This window comes from Rathayibacter sp. AY1F2 (assembly GCF_002930885.1).
In the GTDB taxonomy this organism is placed as follows: Bacteria; Actinomycetota; Actinomycetes; order Actinomycetales; family Microbacteriaceae; genus Rathayibacter.
Genome location: NZ_PSVG01000015.1, coordinates 35,394 through 60,073, shown reverse-complemented (window position 1 = coordinate 60,073; position 24,680 = coordinate 35,394). Strand labels below are relative to the sequence as shown.

Genomic DNA, 24,680 nt, shown 5'->3' with positions numbered 1-24,680 from the left:
CGAGGGAACCCCGGACCGTCGCGGGAACCCGCAGCGAGCCGCCTCCACGACTCGGGGTTCCCTCGGCGGCGGGGAGTAGCGTCGACGCACCACGTCCGAAGGAGCCCTCCGTGCCCGACACGATCGCCGACATCCCCCTCACCACGATCGACGGCACCACGTCGACCCTCGCCGACTACCCGCCCGTGCGGCTGATCGTCAACGTCGCCTCCCGCTGCGGCCTCGCCCCGCAGTACGAGAAGCTCGAGGCCCTGCAGAAGAGCTACGGGGAGCGCGGATTCACGGTCCTCGGCTTCCCGAGCAACCAGTTCCTCCAGGAGCTGAGCGACGAGGACAAGATCAAGGCGTACTGCTCGACGACCTGGGGGGTCACCTTCCCGATGTTCGAGAAGGTCCGCGTCAACGGCCGCTCGGCGCACCCGCTCTACGCGGAGCTCACCAAGGCGGAGGACGAGAACGGCAAGGCCGGCCGGGTGAAGTGGAACTTCGAGAAGTTCCTGATCACGGCCGACGGCACGGTCCACCGGTTCCGCCCAACGGTCGAGCCCGACGACCCGCGGATCGTCGACCTGATCGAGGCGTCGCTCCCCGCCTGATCCCGCTCAGCGGCGGGCGCGGGGCGGAGCACGCCACCCGTCGCGGCTCAGCGGTCGCGGAGCCCCAGGGCCGAGCGGGCGTCCGCGGGCTCGACGCCCTCGGGGCAGACGATGTCCGAGACGTCGAACGGCGTCGCGCGCGAGAACGGGATCATCTCGATCCCGTCGACGTGGCGCAGCAGCACGAGGCCGCCCTCGCCCTCGCGCAGGCTCCGGCGCACCTGGCGCAGGAAGATGCCGGCCATGTCGAGCTCGACGACGAAGGAGCGGCCGCTCACGTCGATCCGGCAGCCGATGACCGGCTGGGAGCCGACGGAGACGGAGTCCGGCACGCGGCGCGGCTCGATCGGCTGCTCCTTGCGGAGCGTCCGCACCGGGGTGAGGGTGGGCAGGCCGGTCGCTCGCGCGGTGTCCGTCATGGTCGTCTCCGTCCGTCGACGTCCGCCGATGGTTCCGGGGACGTCTTCTCGACGGTACTTCGCGTCCCCCGCAGAGGGGACGGGGTTGACGGCCGTGCGATCAGGGGGCAGCGGGGCCCAGGAGCGGCGGAGCTCAGGAGCCCTGGCGCTGCTCCTCGGGCTCCGGCAGGACCGAGAGCTCGCCGTGCATGCTGGCGACGCTGAGCATCTGCTCGATCCACGCGCGGTTGAGCTTGGGCTGGTGCGCCTCGGTGAAGCGGAAGTGCAGCGGCACCGACGGGTGCAGCCAGACGGAGCTCCGGCCGTGTCCGGTGGAGGCGTCCTCCATCCACGAGAGCGAGAAGGCTTCGTTGCGGCGCAGCTTCGAGAGGACGGCGACCTTCAGGTGCGCGAGGACGCGCTCCTCGAATTCGATCTCGAGGTTCTGCGGTCCGTAGATGAGCGTGGCCACGGGCCCCCTTCGTTCATCGGGCCGGCCCTGGCGGACGGCTCCTCGGGGGACGGTATCCGCTCGGACCCCGGTGCGGGGAATCGGGCGGGAGACACGCCGGACCCCCATTGACAGTCCCGCGGACGGGACGTAGCACTGCCGGGCGTGCTGGGCGCCACGTTAGCCGACGCATGTAGCGAGAGTCGATGCTCCGTCGCGGATCTCCCGTCGGCCGGGGCCGGCCCGGGAGCGAGCGCGGGCACCTCCGGCTGCCGGCCGCGCCGCTCAGGATCCCGTCACGGCCCGGCCGGCGCGTCCCACCCCTCCTGCGGAGTCGCGCAGGTGCCGCGGAAGACGTACTGCGACGGAAGCTTCCGCTGGTGCGAGGACCAGTCGATCGCCGGCCGCCGCTGCTCCGGAGGCAGGTAGCCGAGCCGGTACACCGCCATCAGCTCCAGCTCGTCGGGCACGGCGAGCAGCGACTCGATCCGCGCCCACGCTCCCGGCACCTCCATCGGGAACGACACGAACTGGATCCCCATCCCCAGCTCGACCGTGCTCAGCCAGACGTTCTCCATCGCGGCGCCCATGCTGAACACCGAGTAGAAGGAGGAGAGCTCGCCCGGCCGGTACTCGGAGCGGTCGAGCATCACCCCGAGCAGCAGCGGCGATCCCGCGACGAGCCGGCGGTTCTCCTCGCCGAGCGTCTGCGGGACGCGGAGGGAGTTCATCAGGAACTGCCCGCGCTTCGTGAAGACCTGCTTCGTGAAGGGGCGGAGCGGAGCCGGCAGCTTGTCGAACAGCATCCCGTCGCGCCGCTGCTCCATCTCCTCGCTGCTGAAGCGGAAGTAGGGCTTGTAGCGCTCGAAGAACGTGCCGTTCGACATCGCGGTGGTCATGCTCTCGCCGCTGATCGCGGCGATCCGGTCGATCGTCTCGCGCTCCTCGACGAGCACGAACCGCCACGGCTGGCTGTTGAGCTGCGAGGGCGCCCGGCCGGCTACCTCCATCAGGAGCCGCTGGTGCTCCTCGGAGACGGGGTCGGGCAGGAACGCGCCGTTGGTGGTCTTCCGGCGCCGGACGACATCGAGGAACTCCATGCCTCGATCCTGCCCCGATCGATCGCGCAGAGGGGGGAGCGGCGGCGGCCCGGGGCGCGCGCGGTAGCATCGAGGGTCCTGTGCAGGCTCGAGGGAAGCGGTGGAACGGTGAAGACGAGGGTCATCTTCTACCTTCTCGGAGGTGTGTTCGTGCTCGGCGCGGGCATCAACTCGGTCGTGGGCAGCGGCTTCTCGGTGCCGAACCTGCTGACGATGCTCTGCGGCGCGCTGATCCTCGCGATCGCCGGCTGGCAGGCGCTGCGCTCGTACCGCTCCGACCCCGACCGCGACGTCGAGCCCCCGCGCTAGAAGCCGGGGCGCGTCAGCGCAGGGCTGACCCGGCTCTGAGACGCTGGAGCACTCCTCGGCGCCGCGCCGGCCGCCGCGTCCGCCCGAGAGCGGCGAGCACGAACGGAGCCGCCGCCAGCGCGATCGCCGGGTGCCGACGTCCGTGCGTCCCCGCGAAGGGGATCACCGCCAGCGGGACGGCGGCGGGAGCCAGCGCGGACGCGGCGCGGGTGTCCGACCGTCGCAGCGTCGCCCAGGCCAGAGCGGTGAGCGTCGACGTGCAGATGTAGAGCGCGTGATGGATCCAGTGCCAGCGGCCCGTGCGGAGAGCGCCGGTGGCGACGGCGGTGCCGAGGGCGCAGTTGGCGGAGTAGCTGACGGCGGCGGCGCGCAGCCAGAGCGGACCGGAAGCGCTCGCCCTCCGCCGCGTCCTCATACCTCGCCCCGCGCGAGCAGCAGCCGGTAGGGCGCCGCGCGCTCGACCCGCCACCCCTCGGGCGCCACAGCCCGCAGCTCGGCGGCGGTGAAGCTGCGCCGCACCGACAGCGACCCGTCGTAGTGGAGGAACGAGCCGGCCGCGATCGGTCGCGTGGCCAGCAGGTAGGCCGTGTAGGCCAGCCGCGAGCGCTCGATGTCGTTGTGGAGGGCGCGCGGGGCCAGGCGCTCGCTGTCGGCGAGCAGGTCGGCGAGCGACTCCGGCGACAGGTGGTGCAGCACGTGGTTGGAGGTCACCAGGTCGAAGTGCTCGCCCTCGGCGACCAGGTCGGCGCTGCTCGCGCGGCGGAACTCGACTCCGGGCGGCGCGGGCGTGGACGTGGCGAACGCGGAGGCGCGCTCGTCCGGATCGACGGCGGTGATCGCCAGGCGGAGGCCGTCCTCGTGGGCCCAGCCGGCGAGGGACCGGGCGACGTCGCCGCCTCCCGATCCGATGTCGAGCAGGCGGAACGGCTCGTCGGGCCGCAGCAGCGGACGCAGGCGCGAGCGGTAGAGGCCGCGCCACCCCGAGACCAGCCGGTTCACGGTGCCGAAGCGGGCGTAGGTGGCATCGAGCAGGGCCCGGTCGCAGTCCGGGTCGTCCATCAGCTCCTGCTCGGAGACCTCGCGGTGGCGCAGATCCGGCGCGAGAGGGGCGCGCGGAGTCACTCCCCGCCCCGCTTGGTGAGCAGCGCGAGCTCGACGGTGAGTCCGGGCCCGAACGCCATCGCGCCGATCCGCTCGCCGTCGGCCGCCTCGCCGTGCAGCAGGCGCCGCAGGATGAAGAGGACGGTCGCGCTCGACATGTTGCCGTTGGTCCGCAGCACCTCGCGCGACGGGGCCAGCTGCTCGTCGCTGAGGGCGAGCGAGGCCTGCACCTTGTCGAGGATGCTGCGGCCGCCGGGGTGGATCGCCCAGCGCTGCACGTCGCTCCGCTCGACCTCGGCGCCGGCCAGCAGCGGGGCGACGGCCGCCTCGATGTTCGCTCCGATGATCGAGGGCACGTAGGTGCTCAGCCGCATCGAGAAGCCGTGGTCGCCGATCGTCCACGCCATCTCGGTCTCGCCCTCGTCGGTGAGCGTCGTGGCGAGCGCGTCGAGCTCGAGCACCGGGGTGCCGGGCGCGGCCTCGCGGGCGGTGACGACGGCCGCCGCACCGCCGTCGGCGAAGACGGAGGTCGCGACGATCTGCTCCGGGTCGTTGGAGCTGGTGAGGTGGATGGTGCACAGCTCGACCGCGACGACGAGGACGACCGCCTCCGGGTCGGCCTCGCAGAACTGGCGGGCGGCGCGCAGGCCGGGGAAGGCGCCGTAGCAGCCCATGAAGCCGAGGTGGAAGCGCTGCGTCGAGGGTGCGAGGCCGAGGCGGCGGACCAGCTGGTAGTCGGGCCCCGGGGCGTAGAAGCCGGTGCAGGAGACCGTCACCACGTGGGTGACGTCCTCGGGGGTCATCGACGCGGACGAGAGGGCGCGGCGGGCCGCCTCCGTGAAGAGCTCGGGAGCGCGCTCGGTGTAGACGGCGTTGCGCGCGGCCGTCCCCGGGTCGAGCACCAGGCCGCTCCCCGCGTCGTAGAAGACGCTCGCACCCTCCCGCTCGACCCGGTCGAGCTCGTCGACCACCGTGCTGCGGGTGTCGATCCCGGACGCGTCGAAGGCCGCGCCGATCAGGCGGGACCCGAGCCGGGTCATCGCGGGCTGGGACGCGAAGAGGTCGCGCACCTCGGACTGGCGCAGGACCGTGGTCGGCACCGCCGTCTCGATGCTGCGGATGTGCACACTCACCCGCAGGAACCTATCGCGGAATCCTGCGGGTGAGCGGTGCCCTGGAGCGTGATCAGAGGATCGGCTTCCCGCCGGTGACGGCGATCGTCGACCCGCTGATGTAGCTCGCCTCGTCGGAGGCGAGGAGGACGTAGGCGGGGGCCGCCTCGGCCGGCTGCCCGGGGCGGCCCAGCGGGACCTGCTCGCCGAACTCGGCGACGGCCTCCTCCGGCATGGTCGAGGGGATCAGCGGCGTCCAGATCGGGCCGGGCGCGACCGAGTTGGCGCGGATGCCCTTCTCGCCGAGCGCCTGCGCGAACGAGGCGGTGAGGCTGAGGATCGCCGACTTCGTGGCGGCGTAGGGGAGCAGCTGGTACGACGGCTGGTCGGACTGCACCGAGCTCGTCGCGATGATCGACGCGCCCTCCTTCAGGTGGGGCAGCGCCGACTTCACGAGGTGGAAGTAGGCGCTGATGTTCGTCGCGATCGTGCGGTCCCACTCCTCGTCCGGGATGTCGGTGACGCTCTCGCGGCTCATCTGGAAGGCGGCGTTGCTGACGAGCACCTCGAGGTGGCCGAAGCGCTCGACGGTCTCGGTGACGACGGCGCGGCAGTGCGCCGGGTCCTGCAGGTCGCCGGGGAGGAGCAGCGCCTCGCGGCCGGCCTCCCGGACCCACGTCGCGGTGTCCTCGGCGTCGTCGTGCTCGTCGAGGTACGAGATCGCCACGTCGGCGCCCTCGCGCGCGAACGCGATCGCGACGGACTTTCCGATGCCGCTGTCGCCGCCCGTGATGAGGGCGACCTTGCCGCTGAGGCGGCCGGTGCCGCGGTAGCTGGTCTCGCCGTGGTCGGCCTTCGGCGTCAGCTCGGCCTCGGTGCCGGGCGGTGTCTGCTCGGGGGATTCCGGAGTCATGACTCTCCCTCTCGTGTCGTCGGTCGGTGCCTCCATGCAAGCGGGTGGGAGGGAGGGGGCGCAGGGGGTTGACGCCCGGACCGCTCCGTCCTGTCGTCAAGCCCGCGACACCGAGGGCTCCCTGGGTATTGACTGAGCGTGTCGCCCTTCTTCGGGGCGCTCGGCCAGGAGGTTCGACATGAGCACGACAGACAGGGATCCGGCTGACGGCGGACTGCCGCGACGCGCAGAGGGCTCGGCGGCGGGCGGCACGGCGCGCATCGACTCGGCGGGGGACACGGGAGCGGCTGCGGCGACGGACCGCTCCGCGACTCCGGACCGCTCCGCCTCCTCGGACCGTTCCGCCTCGACGGACCGCTCCGCTTCGACGGACCGATCCGACTCGGCCCACTCGGCTCCCGAGCACCGCGCGCCCGTCGACCCCGACTCCGCCGAGGCGAAGCAGGCCCGTGCGGCCGCGCGCAAGGACATCCACCAGCGCGAGCGCGACCGCTTCGGCGGCTTCAAGATCGGCTGCGCCTTCTTCGGCTGGCTCGCCGCCACCGGACTCGCCGTCCTCCTGACCGCCCTCGTCACCGCGATCGGGGCCGCCGTCATCGGCACCCAGGACGTAACCGGCGACCTCGCGGCCGACCCCGCCGCGTTCGGCTGGGCGGGCGCGATCGCACTGCTGGTCATCCTCCTCGTCGCCTACTACTGCGGCGGCTACGTGGCCGGCCGCATGGCCCGCTTCAGCGGAGCGAAGCAGGGCGTCGGAGTGTGGGCCTGGGCGGTCGTCGTCGCGATCGTCGTGGGCATCGTCTCGGCGATCACCGGCGGCAGCCAGGCGCTCTCCGCGGTGAGCGGCTTCCCGACGATCCCCCTGGACGCCGGCGACGCCACGGCCGCGGCGGTCGTGACGGCGCTCGCCGCCCTGGTCGTCGCGCTGGTCGGCGCCGTGCTCGGCGGTCTCGCCGGCATGCGCTTCCACCGCCGCGTCGACCGCGAGGGCCTCTCCGGCCTCTCCGTCTGACGCTCCCGTCCCTCCTCCCTCCCCGGAAGCTGCCGCTCCGGTACGCCACGCACGCCGTGTCGCGCACCGGAGGGGCAGCTCACGGAGGGGAGGTAGGGTCCATCGCGTGACGGGGGAGCGAGGGACGCGGCTGGCGGACGAGCTGCGGGAGTGGGACGCGGGCGCGCTCGCGGACCTGCGGGACGAGTACCTGGCGTTCCTCGAGCAGCGCGGCGAGCCGGCGCTCGAGCGCGACGGCGGCCCCGAGCACGTCACGGCGAGCTGCTTCGTGTTCTCGCCGAATCTGGCGCAGGTGCTGCTCTGCTTCCACCGCAAGGGCCGGTTCTGGGTGCAGCTCGGCGGTCATGTCGAGCCCGGTGACGACTCCACGGCCGACGCGGCCCTCCGCGAGGCGCAGGAGGAGAGCGGAGCGGCACGACTGCAGCCGCTCGGCGTCCTGCCCCTCGACCTCGACCGGCACGCGCTCGGCGACGGCTTCGGCCGCTGCTCCCGCCACTGGGACGTGGGCTACGGTGCGATCGCCGATCCGGACGCTCCCGTGACCGTCAGCGACGAGAGCGACGACGTGGCCTGGTGGCCGGTCGACGCGCTGCCCGCCGAGGTGCCGCCGGGGTTCGCCGAGCGGCTGGCCGGGGCGCTCGCCGCGGCGCGTCTCCTCCGCGATGCGGGGTCGCTCGGCGGCTGATCGAGGCCCGCCTCCACCCACTCCGCGTCCCGGCAGCGCGCCTGCGACGAGTCCTCCCCGTGACTCCGGCGCCGTGCGGCACGATGGGGCGATGAGCAGCACCGCTGACCCCGTCGTCGTCCTCGCCGGTGCGAGCGGATTCCTCGGGACGGACCTCGCCCGCCGCTTCACCGCCGACGGCTGGACGGTGCGGAGGATCGGCCGCTCCGGGCCGGACGCGCGCTGGGGCGACACCGTCGGCATCACCCGCGTGCTCGACGGTGCGCGCCTCCTGGTGAACCTGGCCGGCAAGAGCGTCGACTGCCGGTACACCGCGGCGAACCGCGCCGAGATCCTCCGCTCGCGCGTGGCGACCACCGCGGAGCTGCACCGCGCGGTCGAGGCGGCCGCGACTCCTCCGCCGGTCTGGATGAACGCGAGCACGGCCACGATCTACCGGCACGAGGAGGAGCGGGCGAACACCGAGGACGAGGGCGTGCTCGGCGAGGGCTTCTCGGTCGACGTGGCGCGGGCGTGGGAGTCGGAGTTCTTCGCCGGGGAGACGCCCGGCGTGCGGCGCGTGGCGCTGCGGATGTCCATCGTGCTCGGAGACGGTCCGGCGACGGCGATCCTGCTGCGGCTGGCGCGGCTCGGCCTCGGCGGTCCGCAGTTCGACGGGCCGTGGCCCTCGACGCGCGCGCGCCGCGAGGCCGGTGTGCACCACGAGCACCGGCGCACCTGCGGCCGTCAGCACTTCAGCTGGATCCACGTGGAGGACGTCCACCGGTCGATCCGCTTCCTCGAGGAGTCGACCCTCGACGGGCCGGTGAACCTCGCGTCGCCGAATCCGAGCGACAACACCGAGCTCTCCCGGCTGCTCCGCGCCGCCGTGGGCCGCCGGATCGGAGTGCCGGCTCCGCGCTTCGTCCTCGAGCCCGCGACGCTCCTGCTCCGCACCGAGTCCGAGCTCCTGCTCAAGTCCCGCTGGGTCGTGCCCGCCCGCCTCGAGGACGCCGGCTTCACCTTCGCGCACCCCCACCTCGCCGAGGCCCTCCGCACCCTGGCCTGACCCGCCCCCCGCGAGGCGACCGACCTCCGCCGCGAGCCCGTGTTGCGGAGGTCCGAGTCCGAGCGCGGATCCACCCCACCCCCGGCCACCCTCGAGGCGTCGACCGGAACGCGTGCCGAGCGTTTCGGACGCGCCGAACGCTCCCCGGTCTCCGAGACCCGGCCGCCCTCGGAGCCGACCGCGCCACGCCGCGCAGGGATCGGCGTGGCCGACATCACGTCGAAGGTCGCGCTACTGCGCGACCTTCGACGCGATGTCGCTCCGATACAGCCCGCCGTCGAGGTGGATCAGGTCGAGCGCGCGGTACGCCCGCTCCCGTGCCTCGGCGAAGTCGGCGCCGCGTGCGACGACGTTGAGCACGCGGCCGCCGGTGGCGACGAAGCTCCCGTCGACCAGCTGGGTCGCCGCGTGGGCGATGGTGACGCCGGGGACGTCCGCCGCCGCGTCGAGTCCGGTGATGGTCCGTCCGGTGACGGCGTTCTCGGGGTAGCCCTCGCTCGCGAGGACGACGGTGACGGCGACCTCGTCCGTGAACGCGGGCCACGGGACGGAGGCGAGCGCGCCGGTGGCCGCCGCGTGCAGCAGCGCGGACAGCGGGGAGGCGAGGCGGGGGAGGACGACCTGGGTCTCGGGGTCTCCGAAGCGGGCGTTGAACTCGATCACGCGCAGGCCCGCGTCGGTCACGATGAGGCCGCAGTAGAGGAGTCCGACGAAGGGGGTGCGCTCGCGCTCGAGCTGGCGGATGGTCGGGATGGCGACCGTGTCGATCACCTCGTCGACGAAGGCGCGCTCGCTCTCCCAGCGGTCGGCGAGCCAGGGGAGCGGGGAGTAGGCGCCCATGCCGCCGGTGTTCGGCCCCTCGTCGCCGTCGCTCAGGCGCTTGAAGTCCTGCGCGGGGGAGAGGGGGACGACGTCGTGGCCGTCGGAGAGGAGGAAGAGGGAGACCTCCTGGCCGGCGAGGAACTCCTCGATGAGGACGTCGCCGGACTGCAGCCAGAACTCGGCGTGCGCGATCGCGGCGCTGCGCGACTCCGTCACCAGGACGCCCTTGCCCGCGGCGAGGCCGTCGGCCTTGACGACCGAGGGGAGTCCGTACTCGTCGATGGCGCGGGTGGCGTCGACCAGGGTGGAGACGCGGGTCGCGCGGCCGGTGGGCACGCGGGCCATGTCCATCACGCGCTTCGCGAAGGTCTTCGAGCCCTCGAGTGCGGCGGCGGCCCGGTCGGGGCCGAAGGTGGGGATGCGGCGCTTGCGGAGCGCGTCGGCGACTCCGGCGACCAGGGGCGCCTCGGGGCCGATGACGACGAGCTCGATGCCCTGCTCCACCGCGAAGTCGCTGACCAGCCGGGGGCTGTTCGTGTCGAAGTGGATGACCTCGACGTCGCGCGCGATGCCGGCGTTGCCGGGCGCCGCGATGATCTCGTGGTGCTCCTCCTCCGCGAGGAGAGCCGTGATGATGGCGTGCTCACGGGCACCCGAACCGAGGACGAGGATCTTCACCCTGACAGGATAGGGCGCCCCGCGCCGGGGCTGGTCCCTGTGACGTCCTCCTCCGCAGGGCGGCGCTGCGGACGCCGACACGCCGGGCGGAGCCCCGCGGAGGCCTCCGGGAGCGAGCGGCGGCGGCAGGATGGGTGGATGGCCAAGGGCAGGATCGACGAGGCGAGCGGGCAGTCCGCGGTGCGGGCGGCGCTCGCCGGAGGAGCGGACCGGAACACGACGGCGACGGCGGTGCGGTTCCTCCTGCAGATCATCGAGACGAACGTCCCCGGGCGCAGCGTCGAGGTGCGCGTTCCGCCGTTCGGCGCGGCCCAGTGCGTCGAGGGCCCGGGCCACACCCGCGGGACTCCGCCGAACGTGATCGAGATGGACGCGGCGACCTGGCTGCCGCTCGCGACCGGCTCGCTGCCGTGGAGCGAGGGTCTCGCGAGCGGGCGGATTCACGCCTCCGGAGTGCGCGCGGACCTCACGCCGTTCCTTCCCATCCTGCGCGTCGGCTGAGCGTCGGCGAGTTAACTTCTCGTAAACGCGGCGGCGAGCCGTCTCCAGAACGTTTGACCTGGGCTCCGCCGTCGGGTTGTCTGGGAATAACCCCCTCACGCGGCACGAATCCTCTCCGGATCCACCGCTCGATGCTTGGAGTCCCCTTCACGATGCGCAGTACTTCCCCGGGCCGACGCGGCCTCACCCGACTCCTCTCCGCGACCGCCGTCGGCGCCGTCGCCGGAGCGGCCCTCCTCGGCGCCACGCCCGCCGCGGCGGCCGAGGGCGATGTCGCCATCGACATCCTCTCGATCAACGACTTCCACGGGCGGCTCGCCGCCGACCGCGCCGTCGCCGGAGCCGCCGTGCTCGCCGGTGCCGTCGACTCCTACCGCGCCGCCAACCCGAACACGCTGTTCGTCTCGGCCGGCGACAACATCGGCGCCTCGACCTTCGTGTCGAAGGTGCAGGGCGACATCCCCACGCTCGACTCGCTGAACGCGATGGGCCTCGACGTCAGCACCCTGGGCAACCACGAGTTCGACCAGGGCCGCGCCGATGTCGACGGCCGCGTCGTGGACGCCTCGGCGTTCCCCTACGTGAACGCGAACCTCTACGACACCGCGACCGGCGAGCGCGCCTACTCCCCGTACGTGATCACCGAGCAGGACGGCGTCTCCGTCGCCTTCATCGGCGCGATCACCGAGGACCTCGGCAAGCTCGTCAGCCCCGCCACGATCTCGACGCTCTCCATCGAGCCCATCGCCGAGAACGTCAACGAGGTCGCCGCGCAGCTCCAGGACGGCGACGCCGCCAACGACGAGGCCGACGTGGTCGTCCTGCTCCTGCACGAGGGAGCCGACGCCGACGCGGCCGAGCTGAACACTCCGGAGGCGGACCCCAAGTTCGGCGCGATCGTCAACGCGGTCGCCCCGAACGTCGACGCGATCGTCTCGGGCCACAGCCACCAGGAGTACGACGCGGGCATCGACGCGGGCCGGGCCTTCCCGACCGTCGTGTCGCAGACCGGCAGCTACGCCGAGAACATCGGCCGCATGTCCCTGACCGTCGACCCGGCGACCAAGCAGCTCACCTCGCTCACCAGCGAGGTCGTGCCGCTGACGAAGGTCGTCGACGACCCGGCCTCGGACGACCCGGCCAAGACGATCGTCGTCGGCGCCTTCGAGCCCGACCCCGAGGTCGAGACCATCGTCGCCGACGCCCAGGCCGTCGCCGTCCGCGAGGGCAGCGTGAAGGTCGGCACCATCACCGAGGACATCTCGCGCGCCTACCGCCCGGACGGCACCACGACCAACCGCGGCTCGGAGTCGACCCTCGGCAACCTCGTCTCGGACGCCCAGCTCTGGGCCACCCGTGAGCTCGGCACGCAGATCGCCTTCTCGAACGCGGGCGGCCTGCGCGACGACCTCTCCTACACCGCGACTCCGGACCAGCCCGGCGACGCGGACGGCGTGGTCACCTACGCCGAGGCCTCCGACGCCCAGCCCTTCGCGAACACCCTGGTGACCCTGCAGCTGACCGGCGAGCAGATCTCCGACCTGCTCGAGGAGCAGTGGGTGGGCAGCTCCAGCCACCCGCAGCTGAACCTCTCCACCTCGAAGGACCTCACCTACGTCTTCGACGCGACGGCGCCCGAGGGCTCGCGCATCTCGCAGGTGTTCTTCCAGAACGAGCCGATCGACCCGGCCGCGACCTTCACCGTCGTGACCAGCAGCTTCCTCGCGAGCGGCGGCGACGGCTTCAGCACCTTCACCGAGGGCACCGGCACGGCCGACTCCGGCCGCATCGACCTGGACGCCTTCGTCGGCTACATCCAGGACCTCGGCACCGTCAGCCCCGACCCCGTGCAGCGCACGATCGGCCTGACCGACAACGTCCCGGACTCGGGCGAGTACGCGGTCGGCGACACCATGACCGTCGACCTCTCCTCGCTCCTGTTCAGCACCGGAGCCGCGGCCGACACCACCGTGACCGCGAGCGTCGACGGCACCGTCGTCGGCACCGCGACGATCGATCCGACCCGGGCCGTCACCGACGACTCGACCGGCCGCGCCTCGTTCTCGGTCCCGATCGACGAGAGCCTGGCGGGCGGCGCGCACACCGCGACGTTCGCGCTCGACACCACCGGCACCGAGATCAGCGTCGGCTTCGCCGTCGCGGCCGGTGCCGGAGCGGGCACCCCGACTCCCGGACCGACCACGGAGCCGACGCCCGCGCCGACCACGCCGCCCACCACGGGCCCCGCGCCGACGCCGACCACTGCTCCGGTCGCCGGCTCGCACCACCTCGCCGAGACCGGAGTGGACGCGACCCCCGCGTTCGCCGCCGGGATCGCCGCTCTGCTGCTCGGTCTGGGCATGACGGTCGCGCGCCTGCGCCGCCGCACCGCCGCGAAGTAGCCGCACCGCGCGCACGACGGGCCCTCGACTCCGGTCGGGGGCCCGTCGTCGTGTGCGGGGCGAGCCGATGGTCGACCCCCGGGAGCCGCGGCGGGGAGGCGCTCCCCGAGGAGCGGCACCAGCCCCCGGAGACGCGAGAACGCCGCCTCCCGGTCGGGAGACGGCGTCGGAACGCGATGAGGTGCTGTCGCGGAGCGGCGGGGCTCAGTGCTGCGCGGGGACCTGACGGTAGCCGTCGCGGCTGGCGACGAGCACCGTCGACACCGTGCCCCATGCGGCGAGGCCACTGAGGACGACGAGGATTGCGATGCTCATGAGTGTTCTGCCTTTCGTTGCGGCGGCTTCTGATCCATCCGCCGGGATGCTGTGTACAACGTCCAGTGTCCGGCCCCGTGTTCCGTAGGACAATCGAACTGTTCTTGCCCTGACGTGTAGTTTCTCTACATGGACGTGCGACGGCTGGAACTGCTCCGCGAGCTCTCGATGCGCCGCTCGATCACGGCCGTGGCGGAGGCGACGCACCGCACGCCCTCCGCGGTCTCGCAGCAGCTCAAGGTGCTCGAGCGCGAGGCCGGCGTGCCGCTGATCGAGCGCTCCGGCCGCGGCGTGGTGCTCACGGCGGCGGGACGCGAGCTCGCCCGGAGCGCCACCGAGATCGCGATCGCGCTCGAGCGGGCCGACGCCGTCTGGCAGACGTTCAAGAACAACCCGATCGGCGAGGTCACCATCGCGACCTTCCCCACTGCGGGCCAGATGCTCCTCCCGAACGCGCTGGTCGCGCTCCGCAGCGTCGAGGGACTCGTCGTGCAATGCGAGGACGCGGACCCCGGCACCGACGAGTTCGCCGACCTGACCGCCGACTTCGACATCGTGCTCGCCCACTCGCCCACCGGCAGAAGCGCCTGGGCCGGCCGCGGCCTCGCGATGGCGGAGCTGATGATCGAGCCTCTCGACATCGGCCTGCCGGCCGGGCACCGCCTCGCGGACCGGGCGACGGTCTCGGCGGCGGATCTGGTCGGCGAGACCTGGATCGGCGTCCCGGACGGGTTCCCGTTCGAGCGCGTGATGCAGGACATCGAGACCGCGTCCGGCGAGGCGGTGCGGGTGGAGCAGCGCTTCGCGTCGACCCGCGTGACGGAGGCGTTCGTCGCGGCGGGCCTGGGCATCGCGGTGCTCCCGCGCTACACGGCGGGCGGCGCGGGAGTGGTGGTGAAGCCGCTCCGTGGAGTGAACTCCGTGCGGCACATCGTCGCGCTGATGCGGCCCGACCGGGCGGAGCGGCTCTCGGTCCGCACCGTCGTCCGCGAGCTGCGCGCCCAGGCGGGCCGGCTCGTGCACGCGCTCTGAGCGATCACGGTGCCTCGCCCTCGCCCGCGCGGGGGAGAATGGAGGCATGAGCGATCCCGCCCGCCCCGAGGTCACCCGCGAAGAGGTCGACGTCCGCCGCTCCCCGCGCGTCTGGCGCATCCTGACCCTCGGCGTCGGGCTCGGAGCGATCGCGGCCTTCGTGCTGACCTTCGCGCTGCCCGAGACTCAGGGCTTCTCCCGCGGGCAGGTCTTCGGCTTCAGCCTGCTGCTCTTCGTGACGCTGTTCGGCGCTCTCGCGGGGCTCGTCGTGGTGCTGCTCGACCGGGTCGTCGGCCGGAAGGTCGTCCGGACCACCGCCGAGCGGATCGTCGAGCGCGAGGACGCGGCCGAGGAGCCCGTGGCCGAGGAGGCCCTGCCCGACGTGCGCACGACGTCCGACGAGGACGACCCGCGGACGGGGTCCGACCGGGTCTAGCCGGCGGAGGCGGGCCGCATTGCGGCCGCGGCACTCCGCCCTGCGCTGAGGGTCCCGCCCGCGGCTCGCGCTCGTGGACGGGACCGCGGCGTCAGCGTCCGCGGCGCGACGAGGAGCGGCGGCTGCTGCTCGGGGTGGACGTCGGGCGCTTGGCGGCGGCGCGCTTGGCCTTCTGCGACTTCGAGATCTTCTTGGCCACGAAGGTGAGCAGGAACGGCAGGATTCGGTAGATCACGGGGGACTCCTCGGGTGCATGCGCGCGGGGCCGCGCACCCTCCGATCATGGAGCGGCGCACGGATCCGCGGCACCCGTTGCGCCGCGCCCGGCGCTGTGCAGAGCTCAGCTCAGCTGAGTGCGCTCCACCCAGTCGAGGTACTCCGGGGTGACGGTGCCCGTGACGTACTCGCCGGTGAAGCAGCTGGTCTCGAGGTCGGTGACGTCCGAGCCCTCGAGGATCGCCGCCTTCATGTCGGCGACCTCCTGGTAGATCAGCTGGTCGGCGCCGATCGCCTCCGAGATCTCGGGGATGCGGCGGTTGTGGGCCACGAGCTCCTGGCGCGAGGGCATGTTGATCCCGTACACGTGCGGGTACCGCACGGGAGGCGCGGCGGACGCGAAGGTGACCGTGTTCGCGCCGGCCGCGCGGGCCATGTCGACGATCTCCTTGGAGGTGGTGCCGCGGACGATCGAGTCGTCGACGATCAGGACGTTCTTGCCCTTGAACTCGCTCGACATCGCGTTGAGCTTCTGCCGCACCGACTTCTTGCGGACCGCCTGCCCGGGCATGATGAACGTCCGGCCGACGTAGCGGTTCTTGTAGAAGCCCTCGCGGTACTCGATCCCGAGCTTCTGCGCGACCTGCATCGCGGCGGGGCGGGAGGAGTCGGGGATCGGCATGACGACGTCGATCGCTCCGCCCGGGGTGTACTGCGCGATGGTGTCGGCGAGCCGGTCGCCCAGGCGCAGGCGCGCCTCGTAGACCGAGATGCCGGACATCACGGAGTCGGGGCGGGCGAGGTAGACGTACTCGAACGAGCACGGGATGAGTCGCGGATCCTTCGCGCACTGGCGGCTGGCCATCCGGCCGTCGGGGGTGATGAAGACCGCCTCGCCGGGAGCGACGTCGCGGACGATCTCGAAGCCCTGCGCCTCGAGCACGAGCGACTCGGAGGCGACGACCCAGTCGTCCGGCGCGCCGGTGTTGCTGCGGCGGCCGACGATGAGCGGGCGGATGCCGAAGGGGTCGCGGAACGCCAGCAGCCCGACGCCGGCGATCAGCGCGATGGTGGCGTAGGAGCCCTCGACGCGCTCGTGCACGCGGGCGACGGCGTCGAACACCTCGTCGGCGTCGAGGTCGCGGCCCGACATCGAGGCCTGCAGCTCGTTCGCCAGCACGTTGACCAGCAGCTCCGTGTCGGAGGTGGTGTTGAGGTGGCGGCGGTCGATGCGGAAGAGCTCCTCGGTGAGCTCGCGCGTGTTCGTGAGGTTGCCGTTGTGAACGAGGATGATGCCGTACGGCGCGTTCACGTAGAACGGCTGGGCCTCCTCCTCGCGCTCGGCGTTGCCCTTCGTCGCGTAGCGCACGTGGCCGAGGCCCATGGATCCGAGCAGCGAGCGCATGTCGCGGGTGCGGAACGCCTCGCGGACCTGTCCCGCGGCCTTCTTGATGTGCAGGGTGCTGCCGTCGGCGGTCGCGATGCCGGTCGAGTCCTGGCCGCGGTGCTGCAGGAGGGAGAGGCTGTCGTAGATGGACTGGTTGACCGGTCCGGAGGACACGATCCCAACGATTCCGCACATGCCGGAGGGGCTCCCAAGGGGATAGCAGGGGGGTTTGACGGTCCATCCTGGCACGCGGGGGACTCATCCCCTAATGGTTCGCCGTGGGCGGATCCGTGGTCGCGGGGGTGCTCAGGGCGGCGTCGACCGGCGGATCGGCCGGTCGGTCGGTCGGGGAGCCGCGCGGCCGCTCAGCTGCTCGGAGCCGTCCAGGCTCCGGCGAGGCTGCGGTCCAGGACGCGGCGCCAGCCCTGCGGAGCCGCGGACTCGCGGCTGGTCGTGCCCGCCATCCAGAGCAGGGCCATCAGGTCGTCGTGGGTGAAGTCGGGGGAGAGGGATCCGTCGCGGTGGGCGGCCTCGACGAGATCCCGGCCGAGCTCGATCGAGCGGTCGCAGGCCTCGATGAGGGCGACTGCGTCGGGGAAGCGGCGCAGCATCGCGTCGTTGAGGGCGGGGTCCTCCAGCTGGAGGTCGATCATCCCGGAGACGAAGCGCTCCAGGCGTCCGCGGGAGGACCGCTCGGCGAGAGCGCGCTCGGTCAGGCCCTTCAGCTTCTCGCCGGCGACGGCCGGGACGACGGCGTCGATGAGCTCCTCACGGGAGCCGACGCGGTTGTAGAGGGTGCCGATGCTCACGCCGGCGTGACGGGCGATGTCCTCGAGGGGGGCGGCGAGGCCGCGGGAGCCGAAGACCTCGAGGGCGGCGGCGTGCAGCTTCTCGACGTTCCGCTGCGCGTCCCGGCGCAGGACCTTCTGCTCGTCCACGCGATCCTCCCGATGATCTTGAGGTGCCACTCAACTTATGGTCCAATGAGTCTTGAGGCTGACCTCAACTTAGCAGCCCCGCTCATCGCGCCCCGGGGCGCACGACGACAGGACCTCCCATGCCCCTTCTCGCCGTCGTCGGCGCGGGCCCCGGCCTCGGCCTCGAGATCGCCCGCGTCTTCGGCCGGGCCGGCTTCACCGTCGCCCTCGTCTCGCGGAACCAGGAGAAGCTGGACGGCCTGGCCGCCCGCCTCGCCGAGGAGGGCATCGAGGCGACGGGTTCGCCGCCGACACCGCGCAGCCCGAGACCCTGACCGCCGCGCTGCGGGCGATCCGTGCCGACCTCGGTCCGATCGACGTCCTCGAGTTCTCCCCCGCCGACTCCGCTCTCACCCCGGTCGGCGTCCTGGACGTCACGCCCGAGAACCTGCAGCCGCAGATCGACTTCTACCTCGGCGGCGCGCTCCGCGCCGTCGGCGAGGTGGTTCCGGACATGATCGCCGCCGGCAGCGGGACGATCCTCGTCACCACCGGCGGCGGCTCCGTCTCCCCGCACGCGGCGCTGGCGAACATCAACATCGCCGCCGCGGGCCTGCGGAACTGGGTCCTCAACCTCCACTCCGCGCTCGAGCCCCGGGGCGTCTACGCCGCCCACGTGGCGATCACCGCGCTCATCGACGGCGGCCACCCGGACGCGGCGGCCGAGGTCATCGCCCGGTCCTACCTCGACCTCCACCGCAGCCGCGACCGCGCCGAGCTGCACTACGTGGCCTGGGACGCGTGACCGCGGGCGCGGAGCGGGAGCCGCCGGTGCGGCGGACCCGGATCCGCGCCGCGGCGGGAGAGGGCAGTCGGTAGGGTCGTCGCGTGAGTGATGAGACGAGCAGCTACGCCCGCGCAGGAGTCGACACGGCGGCGGGGGACCTCGCCGTCGAGCTGATGAAGTCGGCGGTGTCGGCGACGCACGACAGCCGGGTCCTCGGCGGGGTCGGCGGCTTCGCGGGCCTGTACGACGTCTCCTTCCTCCGCGACTTCCGAGCCCCCCTCCTCGCGACCTCGACCGACGGCGTCGGCACCAAGGTCGCGCTCGCCCAGGCGATCGACAAGCACGACACCATCGGGCAGGACCTCGTCGGCATGGTCGTCGACGACATCGTCGTGGTCGGCGCCCGCCCCTTCTTCATGACCGACTACATCGCGTGCGGCAAGGTGGTCCCGGCCCGCATCGCCGACATCGTCGCCGGCATCGCGCGCGCCTGCTCCGAGACGGGCACCGCGCTCGTCGGCGGCGAGACGGCCGAGCACCCGGGCCTGCTCGGACCCGACGACTACGACGTGGCGGGCGCGGCGGTCGGCGCGATCGAGGCCGACCAGGTGCGCGGCGCCGACCGCGTGCGCGACGGCGACGTCGTGGTGGCGATGGCCTCCTCCGGACTGCACTCGAACGGCTACTCGCTCGTGCGCCACATCCTCGCCGAGCGCGGCATCGGCTTCACCGACCGCTCCGAGGAGCTGGGCGGCGTGGTCGGCGAGGTGCTGCTGGAGCCGACCCGCCTCTACACCCGGCCCCTCCTCGACCTGCTCGACGACGTCGAGCTCGGCCCGGCCGTCCACTCCATCAGCCACGTCACCGGCGGCGGGATCGCGGCGAACCTCGCGCGGGTGCTGCCGCGCGGCTCCTGGGTCGAGGTCGAGCGGGCGAGCTGGAGCCCGTCCGACGTGTTCCGCGCGCTCGCCGCGATGTCCGGCGCGACGCTCGAGAGCACCGAGGGCACCTGGAACCTCGGCATCGGCATGTTCGCCGTGGTCGCGGCGGAGGCGGCCGACGGCGTGATCGCGCGCCTCGAGCGCTCGGGCGTCCCGTCGTGGGTCGCGGGCCGCGTCTCGACCGCCGCGCGCGGGTTCGAGGGCTTCGAGCAGGGCGCGAAGGGCGTCGACGGCGGAGCGGTCCGCCTGGTCGGGTCCTACGCGGGCTGATCCCCGGAGGCGCCGCGGATCAGCGCGGTGCGGCGTGCGCGCGCTCCCAGGAGTGCTCGTGCCGGGTCAGCAGCCACGAGCCCGCCGCGCAGAGGGCGCAGGCGGCCGCGGTGGCGAGCAGGGCGGTCGCCCAGGTCGGGGCGTCGCGGCTGACGAGCAGGTTCGCGGAGGCGACCAGCACGCCGAGACCGGCGCCCGCGCTGGTGCCGAGCACGAACGGGCCGTCGCGGCGGCTCGCGACGCGCACCGCGACCATGCCGGCGACCGCTCCCGCGCCTCCGACGACTCCGATGCCCGCGCCGGAGGCCGCTCCCATGAGCAGGCCGAAGCTCACCAGCCCGGGCGGGCCGTCGGCGGCGAGGACGCCGGGCAGGTAGAGGACCAGGGCGACGGCGGCGCCGACCGCGCCGCCCACCAGGATCGCGCCGACCAGCAGGGCGGCGGTGACGTAGCCGACCCGCGCGACAGGCCGCGCGGATCCTCCGGGTTCGAACATTCGCGACTCCATCGACGCGGGCCCGCGGGGCAGCGGGCGGTCCTCGGACAGTACGCCCGAACGCCCCTCGGCGGAACCGCCGTCGGGGATCGGCGGGACTAGCGGCGGAGGGTCTCGCTCGGGAGCTCGCCGAAGCGCGTCGCGTAGTGCTGGGCGAAGCGGCCACCGCTGATGAACCCCCAGCGGGCGGCGACGTCGCCGACCACCAGTGAGCCGGCCGACCCGGACACGAGCTCCTCGTGCGCGCGCTCGAGGCGGACGTCGCGCAGGTAGTGCCGCGGGGTCTCGCCGAAGGCGCGCTGGAACGCCAGCTGCACGCCGCGGACCGTGAGCCCCGCTGCGTCGGCGATGTCGGCCACTCCGAGGGGCAGATCGGCGTTGGCCTGCACGAACTCCACGGCCCGGCGGAGGCGCCGCGCGCTGACCGAGGGCGGCACGGCCGGCAGCGGGGCGATGCGGTGGGCGAAGGTCTGCAGGGCGGCGAGCGCGGCGATGCGGGCGACGCCGTCGCGCTGCAGCACGGTGGGCGTGTGCGCGGAGGCGAGGGTGTCGCGCAGGAGCCGGATCGCCGCCCACCAGGCGGTCGTGTCGCGCGCCACAGGGGCGAACCGCAGCGGGCCGGGCTCGGTGCCGTGCAGCTCCGCGGCGATCGCCTCGAGGTGGGCGGCCTCGAAGTGCACGAGCGCGTCGCGGTACTCGAGGGCCTCGAAGCCGAAGGGCCGGCCGCTCGGGAACATGGCCGGGCGGCCGACGACGAGGCGGTGCTCGTCGCGCCCCAGATCGAGGGAGGCGCGCCCGGCGGTCAGCCAGAGGGCGACGTAGACGTCGCTCGGGGCCACCGTGCCGCGCACCCGGCCCAGGAAGGAGGCGGAGTGGAGGCTGACGGGCCCGGGCCCGGTCGTCGTGTAGCGGAACGCGAACGGCACGACCGAGCGTTCGGCCCGGAAGCCGGAGCCGTTGTACGAGCCGGCGTAGAAGTCGCGCGCCTCGTCGAGGTCGTTCCCGCGACGCTCCGACTGCCACACGGGCAGCCGTGCGGACGGGGAAGTGCTCATCCGGTCAGTGTCCCAGGGGGCACCGACATTCTGCACTCAGTGGCGGAAAGCGGGAGAACGTGCTCAGCCGAGCGACCCGCGCTCCAGGTCGGGTCCCTCACCCGCCGGATCGTCGCCCGCACGCGAATCGGGGCCGCCCCGAGGGAGCGGCCCCGATTCACGGGAGGAGTCACGCACGCTTCTGGTGCGGCTCCTCGACGAGGTCCGTGTCGTCGCCGTCGTCCTCGGCGTCGATCCACTTCGAGTAGTCCGGCTCGTCCGGGTGGCTGAGCTCGCGCTCGAGCGCGCTGTAATCGACCGCCGGGCTGAACGACTTCAGCTCACGGGCGATCTTGGTGTTCTTCGCCTTCTGACGGCCGCGCCCCATGGGTGACCCCCTCACGATGACAGGCCAGACGGGCAGTGAGCCGGCTGGGGAAAAGAGCAGACAGGGAAAGTTGAAATCTACGCGGTAGTTTAGCAGACGGGGGACACGCCACCCCGGGCCTCGATCTGCCGGACGGCCGCCCATCCTCGACCGCGTCAGGAGCACCGTGGACAGCGTCGCCCCACCGCGTCCCGTCGTGGTGATCGGCGCGGGCCAGGCGGGTCTGTCCGTGGCCTACTACCTGCGCCGTCTCGGCCTCGTCCCCGGGCGCGACCTGATCGTCCTCGACCGCGGTCCGGAGCCCGGCGGGGCCTGGCAGTTCCGCTGGGAGGCCCTGCGGCTCGGCTCCGCGCACCGCGTGCACGATCTCCCGGGCATGGAGCGGATGGGGCTGTCGTTCCGCACGGCCGATCACCGGCGACCGGCACGGGACGTGGTCCGCGAGTACTACGGGCGCTACGAGGAGGAGCTCGGTCTCGAGATCCGCCGTCCGGAGTCGGTGCGGCGCGTCACGAGTGCGACGCCGCACGACACGGGGTCGCCGCTCGTCGTCGAGTCCGACCGCGCGGTCGAGCGCGCGAGCCTGCTCGTCAACGCGACCGGCACCTGGGGATCGCCCTTCGTACCGCACTACCCCGGGCGCGACCGCTTCCGCGGCGTGCAGATCGACCCGACCGAGTACGTCCGCGCCGAGGACTTCGCCGGGAAGCAGGTGCTCGTGGTCGGCGGCGGCACCTCGGCGATCGGCTTCCTGCTGGAGCTCGAGCGGGTGGCGCGCTCACTGACGTGGGCGACGCGGCGACCGGTGGTCTACCACGACGGCGAGCAGCTGGCGATGGAGTCGGCGGTGGAGGCGGTGGCCGAGCAGGACCGCGCCGCCCGCGCCGGGCTGCCCCTCCCGAGCATCGTCGGCGGCACGGGCGTGCAGCGCACCCGCCGGGTGGTCGCCGGGATCGAGCGCGGGCTCCTGCACGAGCGGGGGATGTTCTCGTCGATCGAGGAGGAGGGCGTGCGCTGGCCGGACGGCTCCTTCACGCGCGCCGACGCGATCATCTGGGCGACGGGCTTCCGGCCGGAGCTGCGCCACCTCGCTCCGCTCGGGCTGCGCGAGCGCGAGGGCGGCATCGCGGTCGCCGACGGAGCCTCGCTGACGGATCCGCGCGTCTTCTTCGCCGGCTACGGCCCGACGGCCTCCACCATCGGGGCGAACCGCTCGGGCCGGCGCATCGCGCGCGCGGTCGTGGCGCGCCTGCCCTGAGCGCGCCTGCCCTGAGCCGGCCTGATCTGAGCCGGTCCGCCCTGAGCGGCGCGGCGCCTCAGATCTTGCCGTCCCAGTCCACCGGCACCACGGAGCCGCGGTAGCGGATCCCGTCCACGCGGATCGGCCCGGCGAGCGCGGGCGAGAGCGGCGCGACGACCAGGGTGTCGCCTCCGGGAGCGAGCCCCAGCGCCGCCGACAGCACGGCGACGGAGGCGGCCGCCGACCAGGCCTGCGGTCGGCAGGCCGCCGGGTACGGCACCGGCGCGTGCACCTCGGCGGCGGGGTCGCCCGAGTGGAGCTCGGGCATCCGGTAGCCGAAGCCCTCGGCCGCGGCGATCAGTCCGCGCGAGAGGGTCGTCGCCTCCGCCCCGAAGCCCTCCCGGGCGAGCCCGGTGACGGCGATCGCGGTGTCGTGGGCCCAGACGGAGCCGCCGTGGTACGACAGCGGCCAGTAGCCGCCCGAGCCGGTGTCCAGGGTGCGCAGGCCGAAGCCCGAGTCGAGCCCGGAAGAGACCAGCAGCTCGGCGACCCGGGCGGCGTGCTCGGGGGAGAGGATGCCGGTGCCGAGGAGGTGGCCGAGGTTGCTGGTGATCGTGTCGACCGGGCGCCCGGCCGCGTCGAGCGCGATCGCCGGGTAGCCGCCGTCGGCGTCGTCGATCCAGAACGCCTCCGCGAAGCGCGCCTTCAGCGTCGACGCCGCCTCGCGCCACTCCGAGCCGTCACGGCCGAGGTGCTCGAGCAGCGCCGCTCCGCCGACCATGGCCTCGTGGGCGTAGGCCTGCACCTCGCAGAGCGCGATCGGACCCTCCGCGAGCGTGCCGTCGCGCCACTGGATCGAGTCGCCCGAGTCCTTCCAGCCCTGGTTGGCGAGGCCGTGCCCCGTGGTGTCGACGTACTCGAGGAACCCGTCGCCGTCGGAGTCGCCGTCGTCGCGGAGCCAGCGCAGCGCCGCCTCCAGAGCGGGCAGCAGCTCCTCGACCTCGTCGTCCGGGAGCCCCCAGCGCCAGGCGTCGTGGAGGAGGCAGACCCAGAGCGCGGTGGCGTCGACCGTGCCGAAGTAGAGCGGGGGCAGCGAGACGCCCTCGCCGGGGATCTCGAGGGTCGTGGCGCGCAGCTCGTGCATGATCCTGCCCGGCTGCTCGGCGGTGTCCGCGACGTGGCGGGTGCCCTGCAGGCCGGCCAGGACGCGGAGGGTGGAGGCGGCGATCCCGGTCCCGAGGGGGAGGAGCATCCGCGCCGCCCAGATCGAGTCGCGCCCGAAGAGGGTGAAGAACCACGGCGCTCCCGCGGCGAGGAAGGGCTCGCCGGGGCGCTCCACGGTGACCATGCGCAGGGCGTCGAGGTCGTCGAGCGCGGCGCGGCACCAGGAGGCGAGGCGGGAGTCGCCGGTCTCGAGCGCGGTCCCCGCCCATTCGGCCGGTCCGGACGCGGCGGCGACCACGGCGGAGGCGTCCTCCGCGGCGACGCTCCACACGACCTCGACGCTCCCGCGGGCCGGGACCACGACGCTCCAGGTGAGCACCGTGCCCGAGATCGAGGCGCCGGGCGCGCGCAGCTCGGCGCGGACCGGGCCGTGGGTCCAGTCGAGGCCGCCGTCCACCAGAGCGGTCGCGAAGGAGGGCTCGTCGCGGAGCCCCGCCTTCACCACGTGCACGAGCGAGAAGTCGGGGTCGAGGGTCAGCTCGACGGTGGTCGCGACCTCGTCGGGCAGCGCCGACTCGAGGCGGATGCTCTCGCGGACGCCGCCGGCGGAGACCTCCCGCGAGCGGACCACGCGGATCCGCGGGTCCGCGGCGGCGTCGTCGAGATGGCGGGCGAGCGCGGTGAAGCGGGCGGAGGAGGCGCCGTCGCGGCCGGTCGCGATCGCCTCGAGCGCCGCGCCGCCCACCCGGAGGGAGGCGCCCGCGAGCACGCGCACGTCGCCGAGGTAGAGCCCGTGCACGGGGCGGGAGCCGACCTCGCCCGCCTCGTCCGACCACAGCTGCACGGGTGCGAGGAGCAGGACGAGGGAGTCGTGGAGGAGGGGCTGGCGGGGCGGGGTCTGTCGGTCGTCGCGCTCGGTCGTCACGGTC

At 73.3% G+C, this 24,680-nt stretch carries 26 protein-coding genes and 1 pseudogene; 12 read left to right on the top strand and 15 right to left on the bottom strand.

Going from position 1 to position 24,680, the window contains the following annotated elements:
• Positions 1–110: 110 nt before the first annotated feature.
• Positions 111–596 carry a glutathione peroxidase gene (locus tag C5C54_RS12120; RefSeq protein WP_244229546.1) on the top strand — a complete coding sequence of 162 codons (486 nt, stop codon included), beginning with the start codon at positions 111–113 and terminating at the stop codon, positions 594–596.
• Positions 597–643: 47 nt separating this feature from the next.
• Here C5C54_RS12120 and C5C54_RS12115 read toward each other — a convergent pair whose 3' ends face one another.
• From C5C54_RS12115 to C5C54_RS12105, 3 genes are all read right to left on the bottom strand, one after another.
• On the bottom strand, positions 644–1,015 hold the full coding sequence (locus C5C54_RS12115; RefSeq protein WP_104223778.1) for a hypothetical protein: 372 nt from the start codon (positions 1,013–1,015) through the stop codon (positions 644–646).
• Positions 1,016–1,148: 133 nt separating this feature from the next.
• On the bottom strand, positions 1,149–1,466 hold the full coding sequence (locus C5C54_RS12110; RefSeq protein ID WP_244229547.1) for a hypothetical protein: 318 nt from the start codon (positions 1,464–1,466) through the stop codon (positions 1,149–1,151).
• Positions 1,467–1,741: 275 nt separating this feature from the next.
• Positions 1,742–2,545, bottom strand: coding sequence for a nitroreductase family protein (locus C5C54_RS12105; RefSeq protein ID WP_104256039.1), 804 nt, complete (start codon positions 2,543–2,545; stop codon positions 1,742–1,744).
• A 108-nt stretch (positions 2,546–2,653) separates the two neighbouring features.
• On the opposite strand from C5C54_RS12105, the gene C5C54_RS12100 reads away from it, so the two are divergent.
• A complete protein-coding gene (locus C5C54_RS12100; protein WP_104223776.1) occupies positions 2,654–2,854 on the top strand; it encodes a hypothetical protein in 201 nt (66 codons plus the stop codon).
• A 13-nt stretch (positions 2,855–2,867) separates the two neighbouring features.
• Here C5C54_RS12100 and C5C54_RS12095 read toward each other — a convergent pair whose 3' ends face one another.
• The 4 genes from C5C54_RS12095 to C5C54_RS12080 are packed head-to-tail and all read right to left on the bottom strand — an operon-like array spanning position 2,868 to position 5,980.
• Positions 2,868–3,269, bottom strand: a complete 402-nt coding sequence (locus tag C5C54_RS12095) for a hypothetical protein (RefSeq protein WP_104288445.1) — start codon at positions 3,267–3,269, stop codon at positions 2,868–2,870.
• Positions 3,266–3,976 (bottom strand): class I SAM-dependent methyltransferase, encoded by a 711-nt coding sequence (locus C5C54_RS12090; RefSeq protein ID WP_258063314.1) that lies wholly within the window; start codon positions 3,974–3,976, stop codon positions 3,266–3,268. Before C5C54_RS12090 ends, C5C54_RS12095 begins: the two co-directional genes overlap by 4 nt.
• The gene (locus C5C54_RS12085) at positions 3,973–5,088 is read right to left on the bottom strand and encodes a type III polyketide synthase (RefSeq protein WP_104288444.1); all 1,116 of its coding nucleotides are present in this window, start codon (positions 5,086–5,088) and stop codon (positions 3,973–3,975) included. The genes C5C54_RS12090 and C5C54_RS12085 overlap by 4 nt, the downstream gene beginning before the upstream one ends.
• 52 nt (positions 5,089–5,140) lie before the next feature.
• Positions 5,141–5,980, bottom strand: a complete 840-nt coding sequence (locus C5C54_RS12080) for an SDR family oxidoreductase (protein ID WP_104288443.1) — start codon at positions 5,978–5,980, stop codon at positions 5,141–5,143.
• A 178-nt stretch (positions 5,981–6,158) separates the two neighbouring features.
• On the opposite strand from C5C54_RS12080, the gene C5C54_RS12075 reads away from it, so the two are divergent.
• The 3 genes from C5C54_RS12075 (at position 6,159) to C5C54_RS12065 (ending at position 8,725) form a co-directional block, all read left to right on the top strand.
• Positions 6,159–6,992 carry a hypothetical protein gene (locus tag C5C54_RS12075; protein WP_244229549.1) on the top strand — a complete coding sequence of 278 codons (834 nt, stop codon included), beginning with the start codon at positions 6,159–6,161 and terminating at the stop codon, positions 6,990–6,992.
• A 106-nt stretch (positions 6,993–7,098) separates the two neighbouring features.
• On the top strand, positions 7,099–7,677 hold the full coding sequence (locus C5C54_RS12070) for an NUDIX hydrolase (protein ID WP_258063313.1): 579 nt from the start codon (positions 7,099–7,101) through the stop codon (positions 7,675–7,677).
• A gap of 91 nt (positions 7,678–7,768) precedes the next feature.
• A complete protein-coding gene (locus tag C5C54_RS12065; protein ID WP_104288442.1) occupies positions 7,769–8,725 on the top strand; it encodes an epimerase in 957 nt (318 codons plus the stop codon).
• A gap of 231 nt (positions 8,726–8,956) precedes the next feature.
• Here C5C54_RS12065 and purD read toward each other — a convergent pair whose 3' ends face one another.
• Positions 8,957–10,225, bottom strand: coding sequence for a phosphoribosylamine--glycine ligase (gene purD / locus C5C54_RS12060; RefSeq protein ID WP_104288441.1), 1,269 nt, complete (start codon positions 10,223–10,225; stop codon positions 8,957–8,959).
• Between the two features lie 138 nt (positions 10,226–10,363).
• Here purD and C5C54_RS12055 point away from each other — a divergent pair, with 138 nt between their 5' ends.
• The 4 genes from C5C54_RS12055 (at position 10,364) to C5C54_RS12040 (ending at position 14,911) form a co-directional block, all read left to right on the top strand.
• On the top strand, positions 10,364–10,726 hold the full coding sequence (locus tag C5C54_RS12055; protein WP_104223770.1) for a sterol carrier family protein: 363 nt from the start codon (positions 10,364–10,366) through the stop codon (positions 10,724–10,726).
• Between the two features lie 152 nt (positions 10,727–10,878).
• Positions 10,879–13,128 carry a bifunctional UDP-sugar hydrolase/5'-nucleotidase gene (locus tag C5C54_RS12050; protein ID WP_181127887.1) on the top strand — a complete coding sequence of 750 codons (2,250 nt, stop codon included), beginning with the start codon at positions 10,879–10,881 and terminating at the stop codon, positions 13,126–13,128.
• Between the two features lie 444 nt (positions 13,129–13,572).
• Positions 13,573–14,475, top strand: coding sequence for a LysR family transcriptional regulator (locus C5C54_RS12045; RefSeq protein WP_104223768.1), 903 nt, complete (start codon positions 13,573–13,575; stop codon positions 14,473–14,475).
• A gap of 46 nt (positions 14,476–14,521) precedes the next feature.
• Positions 14,522–14,911 carry a hypothetical protein gene (locus C5C54_RS12040; protein WP_104233832.1) on the top strand — a complete coding sequence of 130 codons (390 nt, stop codon included), beginning with the start codon at positions 14,522–14,524 and terminating at the stop codon, positions 14,909–14,911.
• A gap of 91 nt (positions 14,912–15,002) precedes the next feature.
• Here the strand turns inward: C5C54_RS12040 and C5C54_RS17990 are convergent, their stop codons facing one another.
• The 3 genes from C5C54_RS17990 to C5C54_RS12030 all read right to left on the bottom strand — a co-directional run bounded on the left by C5C54_RS17990 (position 15,003) and on the right by C5C54_RS12030 (position 17,452).
• Positions 15,003–15,146, bottom strand: coding sequence for a hypothetical protein (locus tag C5C54_RS17990; protein ID WP_159940146.1), 144 nt, complete (start codon positions 15,144–15,146; stop codon positions 15,003–15,005).
• A 105-nt stretch (positions 15,147–15,251) separates the two neighbouring features.
• Positions 15,252–16,709, bottom strand: coding sequence for an amidophosphoribosyltransferase (gene purF / locus C5C54_RS12035; RefSeq protein ID WP_104223766.1), 1,458 nt, complete (start codon positions 16,707–16,709; stop codon positions 15,252–15,254).
• A gap of 170 nt (positions 16,710–16,879) precedes the next feature.
• Positions 16,880–17,452: a TetR/AcrR family transcriptional regulator gene (locus tag C5C54_RS12030; protein ID WP_104233833.1), complete on the bottom strand. Its 573-nt coding sequence runs from the start codon at positions 17,450–17,452 to the stop codon at positions 16,880–16,882.
• Positions 17,453–17,571: 119 nt separating this feature from the next.
• Here C5C54_RS12030 and C5C54_RS18530 point away from each other — a divergent pair.
• A pseudogene (locus C5C54_RS18530) lies at positions 17,572–18,236 on the top strand (SDR family NAD(P)-dependent oxidoreductase).
• A gap of 83 nt (positions 18,237–18,319) precedes the next feature.
• A complete protein-coding gene (gene purM, locus C5C54_RS12020) occupies positions 18,320–19,429 on the top strand; it encodes a phosphoribosylformylglycinamidine cyclo-ligase (protein ID WP_104288439.1) in 1,110 nt (369 codons plus the stop codon).
• A 19-nt stretch (positions 19,430–19,448) separates the two neighbouring features.
• Here purM and C5C54_RS12015 read toward each other — a convergent pair whose 3' ends face one another.
• The 3 genes from C5C54_RS12015 to C5C54_RS12005 form a co-directional block, all read right to left on the bottom strand.
• Positions 19,449–19,925 carry a hypothetical protein gene (locus C5C54_RS12015; RefSeq protein ID WP_104226816.1) on the bottom strand — a complete coding sequence of 159 codons (477 nt, stop codon included), beginning with the start codon at positions 19,923–19,925 and terminating at the stop codon, positions 19,449–19,451.
• A 98-nt stretch (positions 19,926–20,023) separates the two neighbouring features.
• Positions 20,024–20,980 carry an AraC family transcriptional regulator gene (locus C5C54_RS12010; RefSeq protein ID WP_104288438.1) on the bottom strand — a complete coding sequence of 319 codons (957 nt, stop codon included), beginning with the start codon at positions 20,978–20,980 and terminating at the stop codon, positions 20,024–20,026.
• Positions 20,981–21,149: 169 nt separating this feature from the next.
• Positions 21,150–21,347 carry a DUF3073 domain-containing protein gene (locus tag C5C54_RS12005; RefSeq protein ID WP_097167615.1) on the bottom strand — a complete coding sequence of 66 codons (198 nt, stop codon included), beginning with the start codon at positions 21,345–21,347 and terminating at the stop codon, positions 21,150–21,152.
• Positions 21,348–21,513: 166 nt separating this feature from the next.
• On the opposite strand from C5C54_RS12005, the gene C5C54_RS12000 reads away from it, so the two are divergent.
• Positions 21,514–22,605, top strand: a complete 1,092-nt coding sequence (locus C5C54_RS12000; protein WP_104226818.1) for an FAD-dependent oxidoreductase — start codon at positions 21,514–21,516, stop codon at positions 22,603–22,605.
• Positions 22,606–22,663: 58 nt separating this feature from the next.
• On the opposite strand, the gene C5C54_RS11995 is transcribed toward C5C54_RS12000, so the two are convergent.
• Positions 22,664–24,676: a glycogen debranching N-terminal domain-containing protein gene (locus tag C5C54_RS11995; protein WP_104288437.1), complete on the bottom strand. Its 2,013-nt coding sequence runs from the start codon at positions 24,674–24,676 to the stop codon at positions 22,664–22,666.
• Between the last annotated feature and the right edge of the window lie 4 nt (positions 24,677–24,680).

Excerpts from the sequence above, each read along its gene's own strand:
- C5C54_RS12010 (WP_104288438.1), bottom strand. The coding sequence starts at position 20,980 with ATGAGCACTTCCCCGTCCGCACGGCTGCCCGTGTGGCAGTCGGAGCGT.
- C5C54_RS12115 (WP_104223778.1), bottom strand. The coding sequence starts at position 1,015 with ATGACGGACACCGCGCGAGCGACCGGCCTGCCCACCCTCACCCCGGTG.
- C5C54_RS12105 (WP_104256039.1), bottom strand. The coding sequence starts at position 2,545 with ATGGAGTTCCTCGATGTCGTCCGGCGCCGGAAGACCACCAACGGCGCG.
- C5C54_RS12055 (WP_104223770.1), top strand. The coding sequence starts at position 10,364 with ATGGCCAAGGGCAGGATCGACGAGGCGAGCGGGCAGTCCGCGGTGCGG.
- purF (WP_104223766.1), bottom strand. The coding sequence starts at position 16,709 with ATGTGCGGAATCGTTGGGATCGTGTCCTCCGGACCGGTCAACCAGTCC.
- C5C54_RS12050 (WP_181127887.1), top strand. The coding sequence starts at position 10,879 with ATGCGCAGTACTTCCCCGGGCCGACGCGGCCTCACCCGACTCCTCTCC.
- C5C54_RS12005 (WP_097167615.1), bottom strand. The coding sequence starts at position 21,347 with ATGGGGCGCGGCCGTCAGAAGGCGAAGAACACCAAGATCGCCCGTGAG.
- C5C54_RS12015 (WP_104226816.1), bottom strand. The coding sequence starts at position 19,925 with ATGTTCGAACCCGGAGGATCCGCGCGGCCTGTCGCGCGGGTCGGCTAC.
- C5C54_RS12075 (WP_244229549.1), top strand. The coding sequence starts at position 6,159 with ATGAGCACGACAGACAGGGATCCGGCTGACGGCGGACTGCCGCGACGC.
- C5C54_RS12095 (WP_104288445.1), bottom strand. The coding sequence starts at position 3,269 with ATGAGGACGCGGCGGAGGGCGAGCGCTTCCGGTCCGCTCTGGCTGCGC.
- C5C54_RS12080 (WP_104288443.1), bottom strand. The coding sequence starts at position 5,980 with ATGACTCCGGAATCCCCCGAGCAGACACCGCCCGGCACCGAGGCCGAG.
- C5C54_RS12065 (WP_104288442.1), top strand. The coding sequence starts at position 7,769 with ATGAGCAGCACCGCTGACCCCGTCGTCGTCCTCGCCGGTGCGAGCGGA.
- C5C54_RS12040 (WP_104233832.1), top strand. The coding sequence starts at position 14,522 with ATGAGCGATCCCGCCCGCCCCGAGGTCACCCGCGAAGAGGTCGACGTC.
- C5C54_RS12045 (WP_104223768.1), top strand. The coding sequence starts at position 13,573 with ATGGACGTGCGACGGCTGGAACTGCTCCGCGAGCTCTCGATGCGCCGC.